Origin of the sequence: Nocardia stercoris, from assembly GCF_003696265.1 — a bacterium.
Lineage (GTDB): Bacteria > Actinomycetota > Actinomycetes > Mycobacteriales > Mycobacteriaceae > Nocardia > Nocardia stercoris.
In genome coordinates, this window is the sequence record NZ_RFFH01000004.1 from 164,035 (window position 1) to 181,577 (window position 17,543).

Annotated in this window: 13 protein-coding genes; 3 read left to right on the forward strand and 10 right to left on the reverse strand. The window is 65.6% G+C overall.

Features of this window, described 5'->3' with window-relative positions:
* Window positions 1-82 precede the first annotated feature (82 nt).
* The gene (locus tag EBN03_RS11770; protein ID WP_158675598.1) at window positions 83-661 is read left to right on the forward strand and encodes a TetR/AcrR family transcriptional regulator; all 579 of its coding nucleotides are present in this window, start codon (window positions 83-85) and stop codon (window positions 659-661) included.
* Here EBN03_RS11770 and EBN03_RS11775 read toward each other — a convergent pair.
* The 6 genes from EBN03_RS11775 to EBN03_RS11795 all read right to left on the reverse strand — a co-directional run bounded on the left by EBN03_RS11775 (window position 648) and on the right by EBN03_RS11795 (window position 10,679).
* The gene (locus tag EBN03_RS11775; RefSeq protein WP_122188029.1) at window positions 648-2,279 is read right to left on the reverse strand and encodes a hypothetical protein; all 1,632 of its coding nucleotides are present in this window, start codon (window positions 2,277-2,279) and stop codon (window positions 648-650) included. The genes EBN03_RS11770 and EBN03_RS11775 overlap by 14 nt on opposite strands.
* 138 nt (window positions 2,280-2,417) lie before the next feature.
* Window positions 2,418-2,879 carry a hypothetical protein gene (locus EBN03_RS11780; protein ID WP_122188030.1) on the reverse strand — a complete coding sequence of 154 codons (462 nt, stop codon included), beginning with the start codon at window positions 2,877-2,879 and terminating at the stop codon, window positions 2,418-2,420.
* 913 nt (window positions 2,880-3,792) lie between these two features.
* Window positions 3,793-4,143 (reverse strand): hypothetical protein, encoded by a 351-nt coding sequence (locus EBN03_RS33685; protein ID WP_147471542.1) that lies wholly within the window; start codon window positions 4,141-4,143, stop codon window positions 3,793-3,795.
* Entirely contained in the window at window positions 4,125-9,656 is a 5,532-nt protein-coding gene (locus tag EBN03_RS11785; protein WP_158675599.1) for a putative T7SS-secreted protein, read from the reverse strand. Before EBN03_RS11785 ends, EBN03_RS33685 begins: the two co-directional genes overlap by 19 nt.
* A gap of 59 nt (window positions 9,657-9,715) precedes the next feature.
* Window positions 9,716-10,300, reverse strand: a complete 585-nt coding sequence (locus EBN03_RS11790) for a type VII secretion target (RefSeq protein WP_147471543.1) — start codon at window positions 10,298-10,300, stop codon at window positions 9,716-9,718.
* Window positions 10,293-10,679 carry an SseB family protein gene (locus EBN03_RS11795; RefSeq protein ID WP_122188033.1) on the reverse strand — a complete coding sequence of 129 codons (387 nt, stop codon included), beginning with the start codon at window positions 10,677-10,679 and terminating at the stop codon, window positions 10,293-10,295. The genes EBN03_RS11790 and EBN03_RS11795 overlap by 8 nt, the downstream gene beginning before the upstream one ends.
* A gap of 336 nt (window positions 10,680-11,015) precedes the next feature.
* On the opposite strand from EBN03_RS11795, the gene EBN03_RS11800 reads away from it, so the two are divergent.
* Window positions 11,016-12,419: an amidase gene (locus EBN03_RS11800; RefSeq protein ID WP_122188369.1), complete on the forward strand. Its 1,404-nt coding sequence runs from the start codon at window positions 11,016-11,018 to the stop codon at window positions 12,417-12,419.
* Between the two features lie 722 nt (window positions 12,420-13,141).
* Here EBN03_RS11800 and EBN03_RS11805 read toward each other — a convergent pair.
* From EBN03_RS11805 to EBN03_RS11820, 4 genes are all read right to left on the reverse strand, one after another.
* Entirely contained in the window at window positions 13,142-13,564 is a 423-nt protein-coding gene (locus tag EBN03_RS11805) for a DUF6463 family protein (RefSeq protein ID WP_122188034.1), read from the reverse strand.
* A 280-nt stretch (window positions 13,565-13,844) separates the two neighbouring features.
* Window positions 13,845-14,867 carry a 4-hydroxy-2-oxovalerate aldolase gene (dmpG, locus tag EBN03_RS11810; protein ID WP_122188035.1) on the reverse strand — a complete coding sequence of 341 codons (1,023 nt, stop codon included), beginning with the start codon at window positions 14,865-14,867 and terminating at the stop codon, window positions 13,845-13,847.
* Window positions 14,864-15,829, reverse strand: a complete 966-nt coding sequence (locus EBN03_RS11815; RefSeq protein ID WP_267899279.1) for an acetaldehyde dehydrogenase (acetylating) — start codon at window positions 15,827-15,829, stop codon at window positions 14,864-14,866. The genes dmpG and EBN03_RS11815 overlap by 4 nt, the downstream gene beginning before the upstream one ends.
* An 11-nt stretch (window positions 15,830-15,840) precedes the next feature.
* Complete coding sequence (locus EBN03_RS11820) at window positions 15,841-16,632, reverse strand: 2-keto-4-pentenoate hydratase (RefSeq protein ID WP_122188037.1); 792 nt, start codon at window positions 16,630-16,632, stop codon at window positions 15,841-15,843.
* Window positions 16,633-16,735: 103 nt separating this feature from the next.
* On the opposite strand from EBN03_RS11820, the gene EBN03_RS11825 reads away from it, so the two are divergent.
* Window positions 16,736-17,515 (forward strand): IclR family transcriptional regulator, encoded by a 780-nt coding sequence (locus tag EBN03_RS11825; RefSeq protein WP_407671130.1) that lies wholly within the window; start codon window positions 16,736-16,738, stop codon window positions 17,513-17,515.
* Window positions 17,516-17,543 lie beyond the last annotated feature (28 nt).

Sequence of the window (17,543 nt, forward strand, 5' to 3'; positions counted from 1 at the left end):
ACTTACCAATAGGTAAGTGGCAGGTGAATGAAATTATAGGCAGAGGTTGCGGATAGGATGGGGTTCCCACCATGGAGGAGATGTGCCCAGGGAGAATGACACCCGCCGTACCGCGGCGCGGATTCTGGACGTCGCGGAGCGACTGGCCCAGACCCGGGGTTTCAATGGTTTCAGCTATGCCGACATCGCTCCTGAGCTGGGAATCTCCAAGGCCGCCCTGCACTATCACTATCCCGGCAAAGGAGCGCTCGGTCAGGCGCTGATCGAGCGTTACGCTGCCCGCTTCTTCGGCGCCCTGGCGGCATTCGACGACGAGCCCGCCCATAGCAGGCTGGACAGGTATGTCCAGTTGTATGTGGGGGTGCTCAGTGAGGGGCGGATGTGCCTGTGCGGGATGTTGGCCGCCGAATACGCCACGCTGCCGGAGCCGGTGCGCGACGCGGTCGTGCGGTTCTTCGCTCGCAACGAGCAATGGCTGGAAAGCGTTCTGGCGCAAGGACGTCGGGAAGGGACCGTGCGAGCCGACGGCTCACTGCGTGAGGCCGCACAGTTGATCATCAGCTGTCTGGAGGGTGCGATGCTCATCGCCAGGACCAGCGGTGGTGTGCGACAGTTCGAAGCAGCCGCGGCGAACGTGCTGCGGGCAGTCAGCGCGATATAGGTCTTCCCGGGGTATGCCGGGAAAGCACCAGAGGTAGGCGTTGCTCCGGATCGGCCGCGCCGACCAGGAGGCGGTACAGCACCCGGGCGGGCGCGGAGGCGTTGTCGCCGTGCAGGTGTACCTGGGTGAATGCGTCGGCGAGAGCGTTGCCCGGGTGCAGGCGCCGACCGTCGAAGGCGCGGCCACTCAAACCGCTTCTGCGCCAATCTCGATAGGAGTCGAGGGTCGTGCGCCGGCCGTCCGCGGTGCTGACGGTGGGCAGGAAGTCGGTCAGCAGCGCGCGTTGCGCGGCCTGCCGGGCCCGGAAACCTCCCGCGACATCGAGTGCGTGTCCCAGTTCGCTGACGATTGCCCAGTACACCGGCCGCTGTTCCGATCCCGCGACCAGCTCGTGGTCTGCGACGGCCGCGCGGACGCGCTCGGCCAACCGCCGCGGATCGCGAGCAGCGTTCGCGGCCAACATGATCCGCGCTGTATACGGGTGCGGACCGGCCCGACCCGGCTCCCAATTCCACATCGAGGCGGATATCCGGCCATCCGGCAACTCGGCGATCGTCGCCGCACGCAGATCGATCGCCGGATAAAGAGGCAGCACATCCTCGAGAGCGGCCGCGAACTCGGTGCGGACGGCGTCATCGACATCCGGCGCCTCGAACCCGGAAAGTGCGACCCCATGTCGCTCGCTCAGCGACCGGATCCGCGCCGCGGAACTCTTGCCTGGCTTCTTCGAGCTCTGTCCAGGCTTGTCGCGCTTCCCTTTTCCGTGCGGACCGCGTGGCGACGATTCCGGCTCTTCGGCCGGGCCGCCCGGACGCGGCTGCCCCGGCCCGGGGGCGGTCGCACCGCGCGGTGCGGACCAGGGTGACGGGTGAACGGTCGCACCCTGCGGCGGGGTCGGTGATGCCGGGAGATTCATCGGCTCGGTTACCGCGGCTGCCGGCGCCGGAGGTGTGGTGCGCGGTGTCGGCACGCCCCGGCTCGGGGTCTCCCACGGCGACGGTGTGGGTGCCCGGGTGCGATCCAGGGGTTGGGGCGGCCGGTCCGGCGGCTGGCTGGGTGGGTTTCCGGATGGTGGTCGCGCGACTTGCGGTGCCGGTTGTGGTTGTGGCGATGTGGTTTTCGGCACGGCGGCACTGGACTGCGGCTGGGCGTCGGCTCCCGCGACCGTGGGAGTGAGCGAGCCGGCTGTACTCGGGTGCGGCGATTGCGCCGCGACCGGTTCAGCTGAGAGTGATTGTGCGGCAGTAGGAGTGGTTGTGTCGGGCTCGGCCGCGCCGGAGAGGGACGGTGAGTCGGTGGTCGAGGGTGGACTGTTCTCGATCGTCGCTGCTCCCGAGACGTCCTGGTCGACCAAAGCCTGTGCGGCCCCGGCCAGGTTCTCGCCCTGGGCGCGGATCCCGGCGGTCACGGTCTGCAGCCCGTCGACCAGTTGGGCGAGAGCCGGGAGATAGGACTTCGCGAAGGTCTGGCCGGGCCGATCGCGACCCCACGGCTCGCCCCGCAGCGCGAGCCCGGCCTTCAGTTGCCGCAAGGACTCCGAAACAGTGTCGGCCAGCGCCACGTGTTCCCTGGCGATCCGCATCACATCGTCGAGGTCGACAGCCAGCCGATCCGCCACTCTCGGTGCCCTTCTGCCGCAACCTACGCGATCAAGCTTACAAAGCTTCCCGATGGAGGTGAATCGATTCAGTCGAGCGCATGGCGGCCCGCCATCTCCTGCCAGGAGATCGCGGGCCGTCGCTGTCTGTATCGGCCGCTACGCGCTCGAGCCGAGGCCGCCGAGCAGCCCGGTCAGGCCGCTGCTCCCGGTGCCACCACCGGTTCCGCCACCGGTCGTCCCGCCGACCGTGATCGACGGGCCCTCGGTGGAGTCGTCGGCAGTACCCCACTGGGCCTGGGCGTATGCGATACCGGTGGTCATGGGCGTGCCGGGCGTGCAGGAGCCGACCTTGTACTGCGCGCTGAAGACCGGCGCGACACTGGTAGGGCCGACATCGGAGACCACCTTCAGCCCGAGGGTGTAGAAGTCGGCCGCGATGTAGCCGGGGGCGATCTCGATGTACGGCTCGACCTGGTGAGCACCGGCCGCGTCGGTCAGCTTGGCCGACCCGGGAACATAGGTGAGGCAGGTGGGGTGAAAGTCCTTGAACCAGTTGTACGTCACCGCGGGGGACTGCACGCGAGAGAACGTGGTGCTGACGGTAATCGTGTCACCCACCGCGGGCGTGCCGTTACTGATGGTGCGGGAGAACTGCGACTGGTTGTCGTTCCAGGTCAGCGAGACGGGCTGCGCATCCGCGGCCCCGGCAGCGAACAGACCCCGATCGCAGCCGCAGCACTCACGACAGAATGTTCATTGTGCGTCCCATACGAATTCCCTTGTATTTCTCTGAGTGCATTCGATCGTGAGCCGTCCGGTTCACGTCGATGAATCCTAGAATTCGGTGCGGGGGAAGAGAAACCAGAATTTGTGGACTGTTGACAATCAGTACTTGTGACAGGCCGGGTGCATCTAGCCCACTACCATGGGTGTGCCTCGCCTCGATGCGGTGTTCAGCCGGATGAAATCGGCCACTGCCCCGGCATCTGGTCCGATGAGCTTGACACGTGCACTGATCGGTGGAGTTATGAAGTCCATCGGGCGCCCATACATGTAAATAGCTGCTACTCGAATATTCAAATCCGGCGATTCCACTCCCTGGAGGGTTCGGCCGAAGGTTATCAGGTCGCCGCAGCGAACAGCGCCGGCCACGCACCGCACGATGACGTACGCGCAATCGTGCGCAAGCACTTGCGCGGTCAGTGCCTCGAGCACACCTCCCCCAGCGGCCGTCATGGAACCGCCAGAAACGACCTGGTCGTTTCCGGATCCAGAGTCTCGGGATACAGCCCGACAGGGCCTCCGGTGACCCGGTAGACGATCGACATCAGGGTGATAGTCTCCTCGAGGTCTGCGAGCGCAGAAAAAGACTCTCTCTCGCATGCTCGCCGATATGCAAGCGGGACCCATCCGAAGCCGTCCACGAAATCGTAATCGGCAACTTGACCCCGAACCCACCCCTCAATTTCTATTCAATCTGTCCATCGCCTTGAGCTGGCCCAGCTATAACACTGTGGTTCCGGCGCGCATGTCACGGCTGAGCGGGCCTGTCGAGAATTTTCATGTGAAACAGAATATTTCCGGTAGTGCTGTCTGCTAGGAAGTTACGAGATCTACCAGAGGTATCGATAATTTCCAGCCACGATATATCATCGTGGGGATAATTTTCCAGAAGGTGCACCAGGGACAGAGTGAATGCCTTCAACTCTTCGTCGTTACCGGTTCGGTTCAATCGTTTCGTATAAATCCCTAGAAGTTTCACGCGCGGCACAACGCCGATTTCGAAGCGTGCGACGTCCTCGGGTGAATCGGCTGCGCCCTTATCTATCACCCCTCGATTTTTGGCGTCCAAAATCATACGCTCTATTTCGTTTCTGTCCACGGTCCTCCCAAGTAGCTCGTTTCGGCACCCTTGACGGTGCCCTCGATGGTAACTTCATATTCTTGATATGCGTACGATACACCCGGAACGCGCGCGTAGCCTATACCGTCGGCATTTGGTATCCGCAGAACGATTCCGGGGCCGGCGCCATCCTGGCTGAACGCTAGTGCGGTGTCGTAATCGGTTGTCCACGACGTGAAGATGCTGTCGGTTCTGCCGCCTGCATGTAGACCTGCATCGGTGATCTCGCCACCTACGGGCTCTGCAATCCCGTTCTGGGCGTTTTCGTACGCGCGTTGCCAGTGCGGGAACATGCTGCCCTGATCTCCGTACGGAACTCCCCGGTACAGATATGGAGACTCGTTCGGGTCCCAGCTTCCGCCATTGACGGTCGGGGTGCACTCGTTCGGTACAAGTCCAAGTGGATCACACCATCGCAGAGGGTTTCGTGGATACGTTGACGGATTCGAAGATGGAGAAAGGCCAAGCGGATCTTGGGTCAAGTAACGTCCGCTGCCAGGATCGTAGAATCTGTGAAGATTGTAGTGCAAGCCGGATTCGGAATCGTAGAACTGACCAGGAAGCCTAATTGCTGAACCCATTGTCCCCTGCCATGTGGTATCGCCCCACAGATCGGCGCGCGATGTTCCCATGACGGTCATTGTGTTGATGTCGATAAGCGCATTAGGCGCGCCGCTCAGTCCTGCGGCAATCGCGCATCCGGTACTGGTCCCATTTGTGCTTCGACGTTCGGTAATTGGGATATGGGTGTGTGGTAGATGGGCCCATTCGGTCGATGAGCTGTCCCCGTGTTCCTCAACTAGTCGCGTGTTGTCCCATATGTATTCGAATCGCTGGACTGAAATGCCGTCGCGGTTGAGATGCTGCTTCGACACTCGGCGGCCGAGTGCATCATAGGTATATCGCCACCATCGTTCATCCGGCGTCCATACATCGATGAGCTGATCGAATGCGTTGTAGCGGAAATGCCATATCGCTGGCTTTCGTGACAGGCGCTTTGTAACCCGGCGGATCAGACGGCCGCCGGAGTCGTAGTAGTAGCGGTTTCGGCCAGATCGAATGAGCAGGTTGTTGTGGTATTCACGCTTGCCGTCGTTGTCTGGATCATCGGCAGAGGACATAGGGACCTGCGTGGAACTGGCGTCAGGTGGTTCGGGAAGCGATCGGGTGATGTTGGACAGCGGGTCGTATACATAGGCCTCGGTCAGGGCGCTGTTGTTGTGGATGGTAGCCACACGGCCAAGAGAGTCGATTTCGTATCGACGCTCCTCGGGCTCTTTCTCAGGCAATCGGAGAGTGTGTGTTGTGAGGTAACCGTCTGGGCGGTAGGCGTATTCATCGTGACGGACGGTCGAGGGTGCCGGCCGTGGTGCGTCGCCGAAGTTGAGGTCCAGAGAACTGGCGGGGAAGGCAGTGACTGTTTGGGATGCCACCCGGCCGGCAGGGTCGAACGTCTTATGGATGTCGAGTTCGCCGATGCGCCAGCCAGTCGTGCGGCCGAGACGGTCGTAGTTGAAATTGATGCGGTGGCCATGGGCGTCGAGTGCGCGGATGCGGTGAATACTGTCGTATGTCCAGCCTGATACACCTCCGGATGGCGTAATCCGGCGGATGCGGCGTCCGAGGCTGTCGTACTCGTGGCGCATCGGCTGCTGATCGTCGAGTTGCTGAGTCTCGAGCAGGCCGGCGGAGGTATAGCTGTTGATGAGGGTGTGGATCGGTTCGCTGTCGACACCACAGATTGCGGTGAGGATTCGGCCCACCCGGTCGTAGGTGAATTTCTTGTATTCGCCTGTGGTGGCTGTGATGTCGGTCAGACGGCCGAGTATGTCGTAAGTGTGCTGTTTGGTGATGCCGGACGCGGCGGTGGTCGCCGCAACACGGCCTGCCGAGTCGTGGTGGTAGGCGATGGTGGCGCCGGAATAGTTGGTCTCGGCCTTCAATTGCCCCGCGCGGTCGTACTCGTAGGTCCAGCGTTGTCCCAGCGGGTTGACTACACCGGTCAACCGTCGTTCGCGGTCCCACAAGTAACGGGTGACGGACCCGTCCAAATCTGTGCGCGATAGTAACTGGTCGAATGCGCCGTACCTGAGACTGATTGTGCCGCCGGAGCGGTTTGTATGGGTGAGCTGGTTGCCCTCCCCATCGTAGGTCCAGGTTTCGCTGTTGCCGTCGGGGTCGGTGCGGCGCAGCAACTTCCCGGAAGGAGACCACTCGTAGCGGGTGACCTGCTGGAGAGCGTCGGCAACGGTGATCGGACGACCAAAACCGTCGCGCTCGACGTAGGTTCCCGCACCCGCGTTGTCTACGATCGTTACTGGCAGACCTGCGCCGTCGGCTTCGACGGTGGTACGGCCGCCGATCGCATCTGTAGTAGCGGCAAGGGCACCAGTTGGGTGATAAGCGAATTCGGTACGCGCACCGTCCGCCGTTACGACCGCAGCGAGGTCGCCGTTTTTCGTCCACTCCTGCTGTCTGATGCTTCCGTCGGCATCTACGATCTTCGTCGGCCTTCCGCGTGTGCCGTACTCCACGCGGATCGTTGCCCCGTCGGGCCGAGTGATCTGCGCTACGTCCCCATCGCCGGTGTAGGTGTAGCTGGTGACTGCCCCGTCCGGCGCGATCACTCGCAGCGGCCGGCGTTCACTGTTGTAGTCTGTATGTGTTCGCGCCCCGACCGGGTTGACGTGGTCGCGCAGGCGGAGGTCTTCGTCGAAGCCGTAGGTGTCGACGCCGCCGTCGGTGCTGGTGACGGTGGTGAGAGAGCCTGTGCCGTCGGCGAATCGGAGGTAGTCGTAGTCGGCGTCGAGAACGCCGCCGATGCCGCGTTGGCGGATGACCTGGCCGGCTTCGTTGTAGGTGTTGACCATCTGGTTGCCGTTGGAGTCGGTCCAGGAGGTCATGCGGTGGTGTTCGTCGTAGGTGAAGCGGGTGAGGGCTCCCACTCCGTTGGTGACGCTGGTGAGTTCGCCTGCGGTGTAGGTGAATTCACGCACCATGACCGGCGTGCCGCGGTCGACGATGGCGAGGCGGGTGACGCGTCCGTTGTCGGCGTCGACCAGGACGCGGTAGCCACCGGAGTGGCTGACCTCGATGGGTTCGCCGTTGCTGTTGTAGTGGAAGCGGATTCGGTTGCGATGGCGGTCGGTGATCGCTGAGACGGCGTAATTGCCGAGACGGGAATCCAAGGAGTCCAAACCCGGCTCGGGGGCGAAGTGCCACACCAGTTCCCGGTGCTCGTCGTGGATCCGGTAGCCGCCGGTCTCGGTGCGGGTGAGAGTGATGTGCTTGTTGCCGGTGACCGGGACGACCGCCTCGCCGACCGCGGCGTGGGGGTAGGCGAGCATGATGCCGTCCTCGCCGAGGAAGGTCACGCCCTCGTGTTCGACGACGATGCGCTGGTCGAGCGTGCAGGACCAGGAGCGGCCGAACCAGCGGCCGAACCGGTAGCTCGAGCGGTGCCGGCGGCCCAGCCGTAGCGGCAGTACACCGGGCAGGTCGATATCGGTTTCGGGTAGGAGGAACTCGCCGGTCGCGATGTCGACCGGGTCCTTGCAGGTCGGGGTCTGGTCGTCGGATCGGTCGGTCTCGTGATTGTTGTCGCGGGCAACCGAATTGGCGTCCTGGTCGACTGCGTTCCGGGTTTCCGGCGTCGACGGCTCGTGGGCAGGGTCTTTGGCCGGCTCGCCGGCACTCGGGTTGTCTCCGGTCGCGGGGTGTTCAGGCGACGGCGATCCGTCCGTCGGATGCGGCGAGTCGTGGGGCGCAACCGGTTCGGTGGTCGAGGCTGGGGCCGGGTGCTCGGAACCCGGCATGGTGTCTGCGGGGAGGGACGGCTCGGTGGGACGGCTTCCGTCCGGCACCTGTGGTTGCTCGCCGTTCGGTGCGGGACTGTCCGAAGCTGGTGCCGGTGAATCAGGCTGTGCGGGAGCCTCGGTCGGTCCACCCGGATCCGAACTCACCGGACGATCCGCATTCGGCGGCGGAGCGTCCGACCCTGGGGCAGGCGAATCAGTATGTGCGGGCATGTCTGTCGACGCACCCGGATCCGTGCCTGCGGAGTGATCCGGGTTCGGTGCGGGTGTCTCCCCGCCGGGTGCCGGTGAATCAGGCTGTGCCGGTGCGTTGTTCGGTGCACCGGTGTCGGTACTCCCGGAATGTGTATCGCCCGGCACATTTTCGGCCGGGGGAGCCTCCCCGCTGGGTGAGGGAGCACCTGTCGGCGCTTCGGTGCCAGGAGCTGCGGAGGTGGGATGAGTGTCGGCTGCCGGGCTCGAGCCGAGGTCCGGCTGGGCCTCGGGTATCTCCGGTTTCGGTGCCGCCGCCGCTACGTCGCGGGTGGCGTTCACTGCCGCCTGATCGGCCGCGGTGGAAGCGTCCTCCGCCGCGACCCGTGCCGCGTTGGTGCTGAGTTCGGTTGCGGTGTCGGCAACTTCGGCGGTTACGGTCTCCGCCGCGGTCCCGCCGCCGGTCGCGAGGCCGATCACGACCTGACCGGTCAGGTTGCCCAGCGCGTGGCCCGGATCGTTGGTCGCGTCGTTCCACATCGACGACACGACGGCGCCGGGATCCGAACCGGCCACGACCATTCCGGCGTACAGGTCGGTCAGCCCGGTGACGTATTGCGCCGGATGGGTGAGGTTGTAGGGGTCGGTCGGGTCGATCTGGCGGACGAACTGGACCAGCCCACCGACCGAGGACAGCAGTCCGGAATCGAAGTCGAGCTGGAAGTCCTGCCAGACATCGGAGGCATCCGAGAGATCGGCTTTCATGCGATCGGTGAACGACGGCACCTCGGGTGCTTCGTTCATCGCCTCGCGCAGCGCGGTCACTGCGGTGTTCGCGGCATTGTCCCGGTCGGCGCGGGCGCCGCCCAGCATGTCGCGGGCATCCTGGTAGGTCGTCGACCAGGAGTCGATCGATGCCAGCGAATGCTTGTCCTTGTACGCCTGGGACTGCGAGTTCCACCAGTCGGTCTTGGTCTTCTTGTCCTTGTCGGCCTGGTCCCAGAGGTCGACGGCCAGGCCGGCTTTCTTCTGCGCCGCGGTGACCTCGTGACCCCATGCATCGAGCGCGTCCGCGGCCTTCTTCATCGCGTCCGACGCCGTTCCCCACAGCGCCGGGTGTTTACCGAACTCGGTGTGGAAGGAATCCGCCGCTTCGCCGGTCCAGTCGGCGGTGTCGATCTTCTTCAGCGCGGTGCCGGCCTCGTCGGTGGAGGTCTGCATCTTGCGCAGCTCGCCGACGGCCTTGCCGATCGCGGTCGCGTCGCCGTGGACGAGTTCCTTGGGATCCTTCGTCTCACCGAGTTGCTTTTCCGGGATCTCGTCACCGGCGGCGTCGGCGAGGTTGCGCGACAACCAGTTCAGGGCTGCCGCGTCACCCGAATCACCGATCCACGACGCGGCATCGGCCAGCGCGCCGGTGGCTTTCGCCCCTGCACTCTCGACACCGTGGACGGCCTTGTCCGTCCACGACTCGAGGTCGTCCATCCACCCCATCAGCTATCCATCCCCCGAAAGCCTTGTCGCACTGCCGAAACCGTGTCCGGTTACTTCTTCGCCGCGTTCGCCTGGATCTGGGCGGCCTGGTCCATCACCCCGGTATGCCAGCCGCTGGGCAGTCCGAGCACATTGCTGTTGGCGGCGACGTTCATCTTCTGTTCGTCGAGCTTCATCTGCTGCCACGCCTGGTCGAACGAGGTCGACGAATAGTCCGGGTGGGCAAGCTGGTTGATCGGATTGGTCAGAATGTCCTGCCAGGACTGGGCGTCGATCTGCTGGGTCGTCAGGTGCGGGTTGCCGGTCGCGTCGGCGACCAGTTCCTTCAACGCGTTCGACACCGTGTCCTGCTGCTGCTGGTAGCGGCCCGCCGCCACCCCGGCGGACTTCGCGAGGGAGTTGGCGGACTGAACCAAGGTCCGAACACCCCACGACCAGCGGTCCGCGAAATCGGAGAAGGCTTGTTGGACAGCGAGTTTCCCGGTGTCCTGCTGTGACAACGCGATCTGCGAGAATCCCCGTCCCGAGGCGGCGGTGTCCTTGGTGCCGATGTCCTGAAGGTCTTTGATGATGCCGGTGATTCCCTCGGCTGCCTGCTTCAAGGTTTCAGGGTCGACGTTCAATTGATCAGACACCGGCCGGGCCCTCCGCCTCGTCGACCCGCGGCGGGAACGCCATCGGCCGCGCACCCGCGATATCGACCAGAACACCGGTCGGATCCGGGCGCTGTTCGGCGTAGTCGACCAGCCAGCGCCCACGCACGGTGTGATGGCGGTACACCGCGTCCGCGTCGACTCCGCGTGCGTTCTCGAACGCGGCGTACTCGGCGAGAGTGGTGAACGCCGTCATCCAGCGCACCCCGCGCACGGTGGAGGTCCACACTCGGTCGTCGGAGGTGATCGGCACGATCAGCAACGAGTCGCGCACCGCCGCCCGCAACACATCGGCCTGCCCGAAACCGGAATAGAACGCGGCGATCTCGGACCGCAAGGGCCCGCTGTCGACGATGTCCACCCCTACCACATCCCCCTGGCCCGATATGGCCGAATTGCAACCTCTGGCCAGAGGCTACCGGGGTTCGGTTCGGTCGTCCAAGTGGATTCGCGCTGTGGCACAAGGACTGTGCGCCATCAGGGACTCGGCTGGGATCGGCGTCTGAGCGTGGTACGGGTCAGCGTGTGAGCGTCGAATCGGCGACACGGGGACGGCGGCCTTCGCTGCCCGCGAATTCGACCTGGCGTCGGGGTTGCGATCACGGTCGGCGAATACCTGGGCGCCCGACCAGGAGCGGTGCAGCATGGGGCGGTTCGATGGCTCGGAGCGAGGTTCCTCGGGATCGGTGTGGTTGTGATGGCGGAGTTGCATGAGTTGAGCGCGCTGGAGCAGGGTGCGGCCGTGCGGTCCGGTGAGGTCGGGGTGGTGGAGCTGGTCGAGCATCACCTCGCGCGGATTGCTCGGCTGAATCCGGAGTCGCACGCGTTCCTGACGGTGACCGTCGAGCAGGCGCGGGCGGCGGCACGCGCCTTCGCCGGTTCGGAGTTCGAGCAGGCCTCACCGCTGGCCGGGGTGCCCACCGCGATCAAGGATCAGCTGGGCGTGCCGGGCACGCCGACGACGTTCGGGTCGGCCGCGTTCCGGGACCACCGGCCCGAGATCGAATCTGCGGGAACGGCTTTGCTGCGGCGCGGTGGCCTGATCAGCCTGGGCAAGACGAATCTGCCGGAGTTCGCGGCCGGCCTGTACACCGACAACGATCTGACCGGGTCGGTGCGCAGCCCGTGGGACCGCACCCGCACCGCGGGCGGCTCGTCCGGTGGCGCGGCGGTGGCGGTGGCGACCGGGCTGGTGCCGGTCGCGCACGGAACCGACGGCGGCGGTTCGATCCGGATCCCGTCGTCGGCGTGCGGGCTGTTCGGACTGAAGGCGTCGCGGGGCCGAGTCAGTAACGGCCCCAACGGGATCGACGTCACCGGCCTGAGCTGCCATGGGCCGCTGGCCCGTACGGTCCGCGACGCCGCAGCCTTCCTGGACGTGCTGGCGATCCCGCAGACCGGTGACCCGTACCGGGCGCAGCAGTTGCCGCCGGGGCAGACCTACCTCGCCGCGGCCGACGCCGAGCCGGGCCGGCTGCGGATCGGCGCGTACGCCACCGGCGCCGGACCGGAGGCCGCCCGCGCCTACCGCGAGGCGATCGACCTGCTGGTCGGCCTCGGGCACGACGTGATCGAGATCGAGAACCCGGCCGAACCGGCGGTCGCCGAGGCATTCGCGGTGGTGTGGTCGATCCAGCAACTGCACCACCAGGTGCCGCCGGAGCGGGAGGAGCTGCTGCGTCCGATCAGCCGCTGGTGGCGCGAGTTCGGCCGCCAGGTCACCGGTGAACGGTTGTTCGCGGCCCTGGCGACGCTGCAGTTGGGCGGCCGCCGGGCACTGACGGCGTTCGCGCCCTACGACGCCATCCTCACCCCCACCCTGGCCCAACTGCCGCCGTCACCGGACTGGTTCACCGCTCCCGACGACCGGCTGGTCGAGCTGGCCAGGCAGGGCGAGGTCAGCCCATACGCGGGCTTGTTCAACGTCACCGGCCAGCCGGCCGCGTCGCTGCCGCTGCACTGGACCGAAGACGGCTTCCCGGTAGGTGTCACCCTCGCCGGCCGCCCGGCGGGTGAGGCCCAGCTGCTGTCACTGTCGGCCCAGCTCGAGGCGGCCCGACCGTGGGCGCACCGCCGACCGCCGGTCCCGGCCGACGTGTGACAGCCGGCTGCGGTGGGACGCACCGACGACCCAGAACACCCGCCGCGCGCTGGAATTCGCGGCGACAGCTGCCGGGTACCAGCGCGGTTCGCCGGATGCCGCGGCGCTACAACCTCGCTGCATTCGCCTTCGATACCCGCCGGTCGAATCTGATCGGCAGGTGATGCCGAAACGCTCGCTGCCGTAACGCAAAAAGACCACCCTGGCGATCCACCTGGATGGTCTTTTCCTTATTGTGCGCCATCAGGGACTCGAACCCCGAACCCGCTGGTAGAGAGTTTCTGTCGATGTGCTGGTGGCGCTCATGTTCAGGTGATGGTGGGTGGTTCCGGGATCGAGTTATTGGTGGTCGACGACCTGGTGCTACCGGCGGTTCGGTCGCGCGGGACCACCTACCGTCATCCGGAATTCTTGGGGATAGTTTTGGGGCGGGACCATCCTTCCACCGGTGTCTTCGCTGTGGACAAGCGCGGTCGTGGAATCGGGGGCTTCACTTGTCCGGTCGAGGTAGTGGGCGGTGATGTCGGCGCCAGTGTTGGGGACCGCTTGGCAGCCTTGGCAGCTCGCCTGTTCGGTGCCATAGGGCGACGGCGGCGGGACCACCGAACTCCGCTACAAGCCGAGCATGGATCTCTTCGTACCCATCGGCGATCGCGGCACTGACCGGCGCGGGGGATCCTGGCCGGCTACGAAGCCGACGACTCCTACGTCGCCTGGCCCGATCACGCAGTGGGGACGTGAAACGGTGAGCGATTTTCGAAGGCTGTGCTGCGTATGCCGCGCAGGAGCAGAATGGCGGCGGCTACCACCAGCGGCGCCGGGGTCGGCTCGACGATCACCGCGCACACGGTGCCCCAGGTGAGAACCGTCCAGGCGAGGAATTCCGGTGGAACGACGCCTCTTCGATTCATCCACACCACGAGCAAACCGACGAGTGTGAGGGGCAGGCCGAAACCGGCTGGGTTTGCCCAGAAAGCGTTGGCCGACGTGGTGTCCTCCCACCAGTGGCCCCACAGTTGCAACGACAGCCAGTCCCCGAAGGACGCCGAACTCAGCAGTAGCCCGACAGTGAGGTGTCCGGCACCGATGAACGTGAGGATAACGCCTGCCCATTTGATCATTCGATTCTCGCGTTGCTGCTCCATGTCGACCCTCCAGGGCGTTATACGGGACCGTTCAACCCGAAGCTTAAGCCCGGATATACGCCTCCGTATAGATGCTGGAGGTGTGGCAGACAGCACGCTGCTGGCGTTCCGGGTGCATCGAATTTGATTGCGCCCTAAGGCTTTGGGCCGGTCGGTCGGTCGGTCGCCGGCGCGGTGATGTAGATCCGGCCGCCGCGACCAACGGCGGGCATCCTCACCTGCCACATCGCGGTGATCGCGATCCTGCTCCGGCTGCTGTGCACCGCCGACCGGCCCGACGTCAGGCCGGGCGCCGTGCGCCGGCGATGGTCAGGGCGATGTCCACGAGCATGTCCTCTTGACCGCCGACCAGTCCACGTCGCCCGGCCTCCATGAGCAGGGTGCGCGCGTCGACGTCGTATCGCTCGGCGGCGGCCTCGGCGTGCCGCAGGAAGCTGGAATACACGCCCGCATAGCCGAGAGTCAGTGTCTCCCGGTCGACGCGGACCGGCCGATCCTGAAGCGGGCGAACGAGATCGTCGGCCGCATCTTGCAGGGCGAAGACGTCGCAGCCGTGCTGCCATTCCAGCAGGTTCGCGACCGCGATGAATGCCTCGATCGGAGTGTTCCCGGCACCTGCGCCATGTCCGGCGAGCGAGGCGTCGACGCGGATGGCGCCGTGCTCGACGGCGGTGACGGAGTTGGCTACCGACAGCGAGAGATTCTCGTGGGCATGAATGCCTATTTCGGTCCCGTGGTCGAGAATGTCGCGGTATGCCCGAATGCGTGCGCCCACATCGTCCATGGTGAGCCGACCACCGGAATCGGTGACGTAGACACAATGTGCGCCATAGCTTTCCATCAGTTTGGCCTGTGCGGCCAGATCCGGGGCCGACGCCATGTGGCTCATCATCAGGAAGCCCGCGACGTCCATGCCCATTGCGCGAGCTATCGAAATGTGCTGGGCGGCAACGTCGGCCTCGGTGCAATGGGTGGCGATGCGCACTGATCGGACGCCGAGATCGTAGGCGTGGCGCAGATCGTCGACTGTGCCGACTCCGGGGAGCAGCAGCGTGGTCAGGCGAGCCCGCCGGATATTGGCGGCGGCCGCTTCGAGCCACGTCCAGTCGCTGTGCGAGCCGGGACCGTAGTTGACCGATCCGCCCGAGAGACCATCACCGTGGGCGACCTCGATGGCGTCCACGCCGGCGGCGTCGAGAGCTGCCACGATCGTGCCGACGTCCTCGGGTGCGATCCGATGGCGAACCGCGTGCATGCCGTCGCGCAGAGTGACGTCCTGTATGTAGAGGCTGGTCGGGCTCATCGGGCATTCTCCTTCTGCGACTGTGTGATTCGCTCCGCGACCTGGATGGCCGCCGAGGTCATGATGTCGAGGTTCCCGGCGTAGGCGGGCAGATAGTCTGCGGCGCCCTCGATCTCCAGGAACACCGAGACCCGGTGGGTGGGCATCCGGTCTGCGCGGTCGGCCAGCAGGGTGTGCACCGGCTGGTCGGAGGGAATCGCGTCGATCTGGACCTCCTGTTTGAGGCGGTAGCCGGGTACGTAGGCCGCGACGTCGGTGACCATGTTCGCGATCGATGCCCGGATCTGCTCGTGGCTGCTGGGGTCGGTGGCCTCGACCAGGCAGTAGACCGTGTCGCGCATGATCAGCGGCGGCTCCGCCGGATTGAGAATGATCACCGCCTTGCCGCGCTCGGCGCCGCCTACCACTTCGATTGCGTGTGAGGTGGTTTCGGTGAACTCGTCGATGTTGGCCCGCGTGCCGGGGCCCGCCGACCGGGATGCGATGGAGGCGACGATCTCGGCGTACGCCACGTGCGCCACCCGCGAGACGGCGGCGACGATCGGAATGGTGGCCTGGCCACCGCAGGTCACCATGTTCACGTTCGGGGCGTCGAGGTGATCGCACAGGTTGACCGCGGGCACGACGAAGGGACCGATCGCGGCGGGAGTCAGATCGATCATGCGTTTGCCCAGCGGTGCGAGCCGGGCGTGGTTGTGTTCGTGCGCCTTCGCCGACGTCGCGTCGAAGACGATGTCGATGTCGTCGAAGCATGGCATGCGCAGCAGGCCCTCGACCCCTTCGTGTGTCGTCGGAACCCCGAGGGCCGCCGCACGTCGGAGACCGTCGGAGTGTGGATCGATGCCGACCATGACGGCTGGTTCGAGGGACCGGGAGCGCCGCAGGAGCTTGACCATCAGGTCGGTGCCGATGTTCCCGGACCCGATTATTGCGACCTTGGCGCGAACATTACTGTCGCTCAACGGATTACCTTTCATGAGAAGGACGCCGACACGTGGCCGAGTCCGTGGATGTACACATCGACGACCACGCCCGGTCGGACGGGCCGCATCGGCCCCAGCGCACCCGACAGGATCACCTGCCCGGCCCGCAGCGGATCGCCGAAGTCGCGCGCCGTCCGCGCCAGCCAGGACAATGCGTGCAGGGGGTCGCCCAGGCAGGCGGCCCCGGTGCCGGTCGACACCACCTCGCCGTCGATCTCCATGCGCATGGTGACCTCGGCCGGCTCCAGCTCGTCGAGGGTGCGGTGCTCCTCGCCGAGGATGAACACACCGCTGGACGCGTTGTCGGCGACGGTGTCAGCAAACGAGATGTCCCAGTCGGCGATTCGGCTGTCGACGATCTCCAGCGCGGCGACCGCCGTGCCGACGGCCCGGCGGCATTGGGTATCGTCGAGCGGCCCGTCGGCCAGGTCCGCGGCGAGGAGGAAAGCGATCTCGGCCTCCGCGCGGGGCTGCAACAGTTGTGTGATCGGAATCTCGCAGCGATGTTCGAAGGCCATGTCGGAGAACAGGACTCCGAAATCGGGTTGGCCCACGCCGAGTTGCCGCTGAACCGCTTCGGATGTCGCACCGATCTTGCGGCCGACCACCGTAGCGCCCCGGGCGATCCGGACGGCGTTGAAGTGCGTTTGTATTCGATAGGCGGTGCGCACGTCGTCCGCGTCGATCAGATCGCGTAACGGTCGACACGGGCGGCGGGTGGCTGCGGCCTCTGCCAGGCGCGACGCCGCGCGGGCGACGGTCGCCTCGTCGACACATGACATGACAATCTCCCTTCTGTCGTACTGTGAGGGCGGCGATCAGTCCACCTCGGCCCTCGCGGCCCGCGCAGTAAATCCGGTCCGGTGAGTGGACCGGTCGCAGGAAATGAGGCATCCCATGACTTCCAGCCTGGATCCGCGCTCGGTACTGGGACGGATCGTGCTGATCCTGGACGCGTTCGAGGTCGAGGACCATGCGGTCGGCCTGTCGGAGCTGGTCCGGCGCACCGGGCTACCGAAGGCCACCGTGCATCGGATGTGCCAGGACTTGGTCGCCGCGCGCTTGCTCAGCCTGTCTTCGGCGGGCTACAGCCTGGGGCGGGGATTGTTCGAGCTGGGTCTCCGGGCGTCCGTCGAGCGCGCGCTCTCGGAGGTCGCTGTTCCCTTCATGCAGGACCTGTATGCCCGCACCCGCGAGACGGTCCACCTCGGTGTGCTCGACGGCGACGAGGTCGTCTACGTCAGCAAGATCGGCGGTCATCGCCAGGTATCCGCACCGTCCCGGGTGGGTGGTCGAATGCCTTTGTACTGCACGGCAATTGGGCGAGTTCTGCTCGCGCACTGTGATGCGGCGACCGTCGACCGCATTCTGTCGGGCCGCCTGATTCGGCGCACCGCGCGCACGATCGTCGGACCGGGCCTGCTGCGCGCTCAACTGGATCGCGTGCTCGAAGCGGGAGTCGCCTTCGAATACGAGGAATCCTCGGCCGGGGTCGCCTGTATTGCCGCTCCCATCCTCGGCTCGGCCGGCCAACCTCTTGCCGCAATCTCGGTTACCGGCTCCACCTCGCGCTTTCGACCCGCTGAACATGTCGATCCGGTGCGCGCCGCCGCGACCGGTGTGGCATCCGCCCTCGCCCGGCGGCCGCGGTTGAACCCTCGTTGACCCTTCCGCCTCTTGACTACCGGTGGCG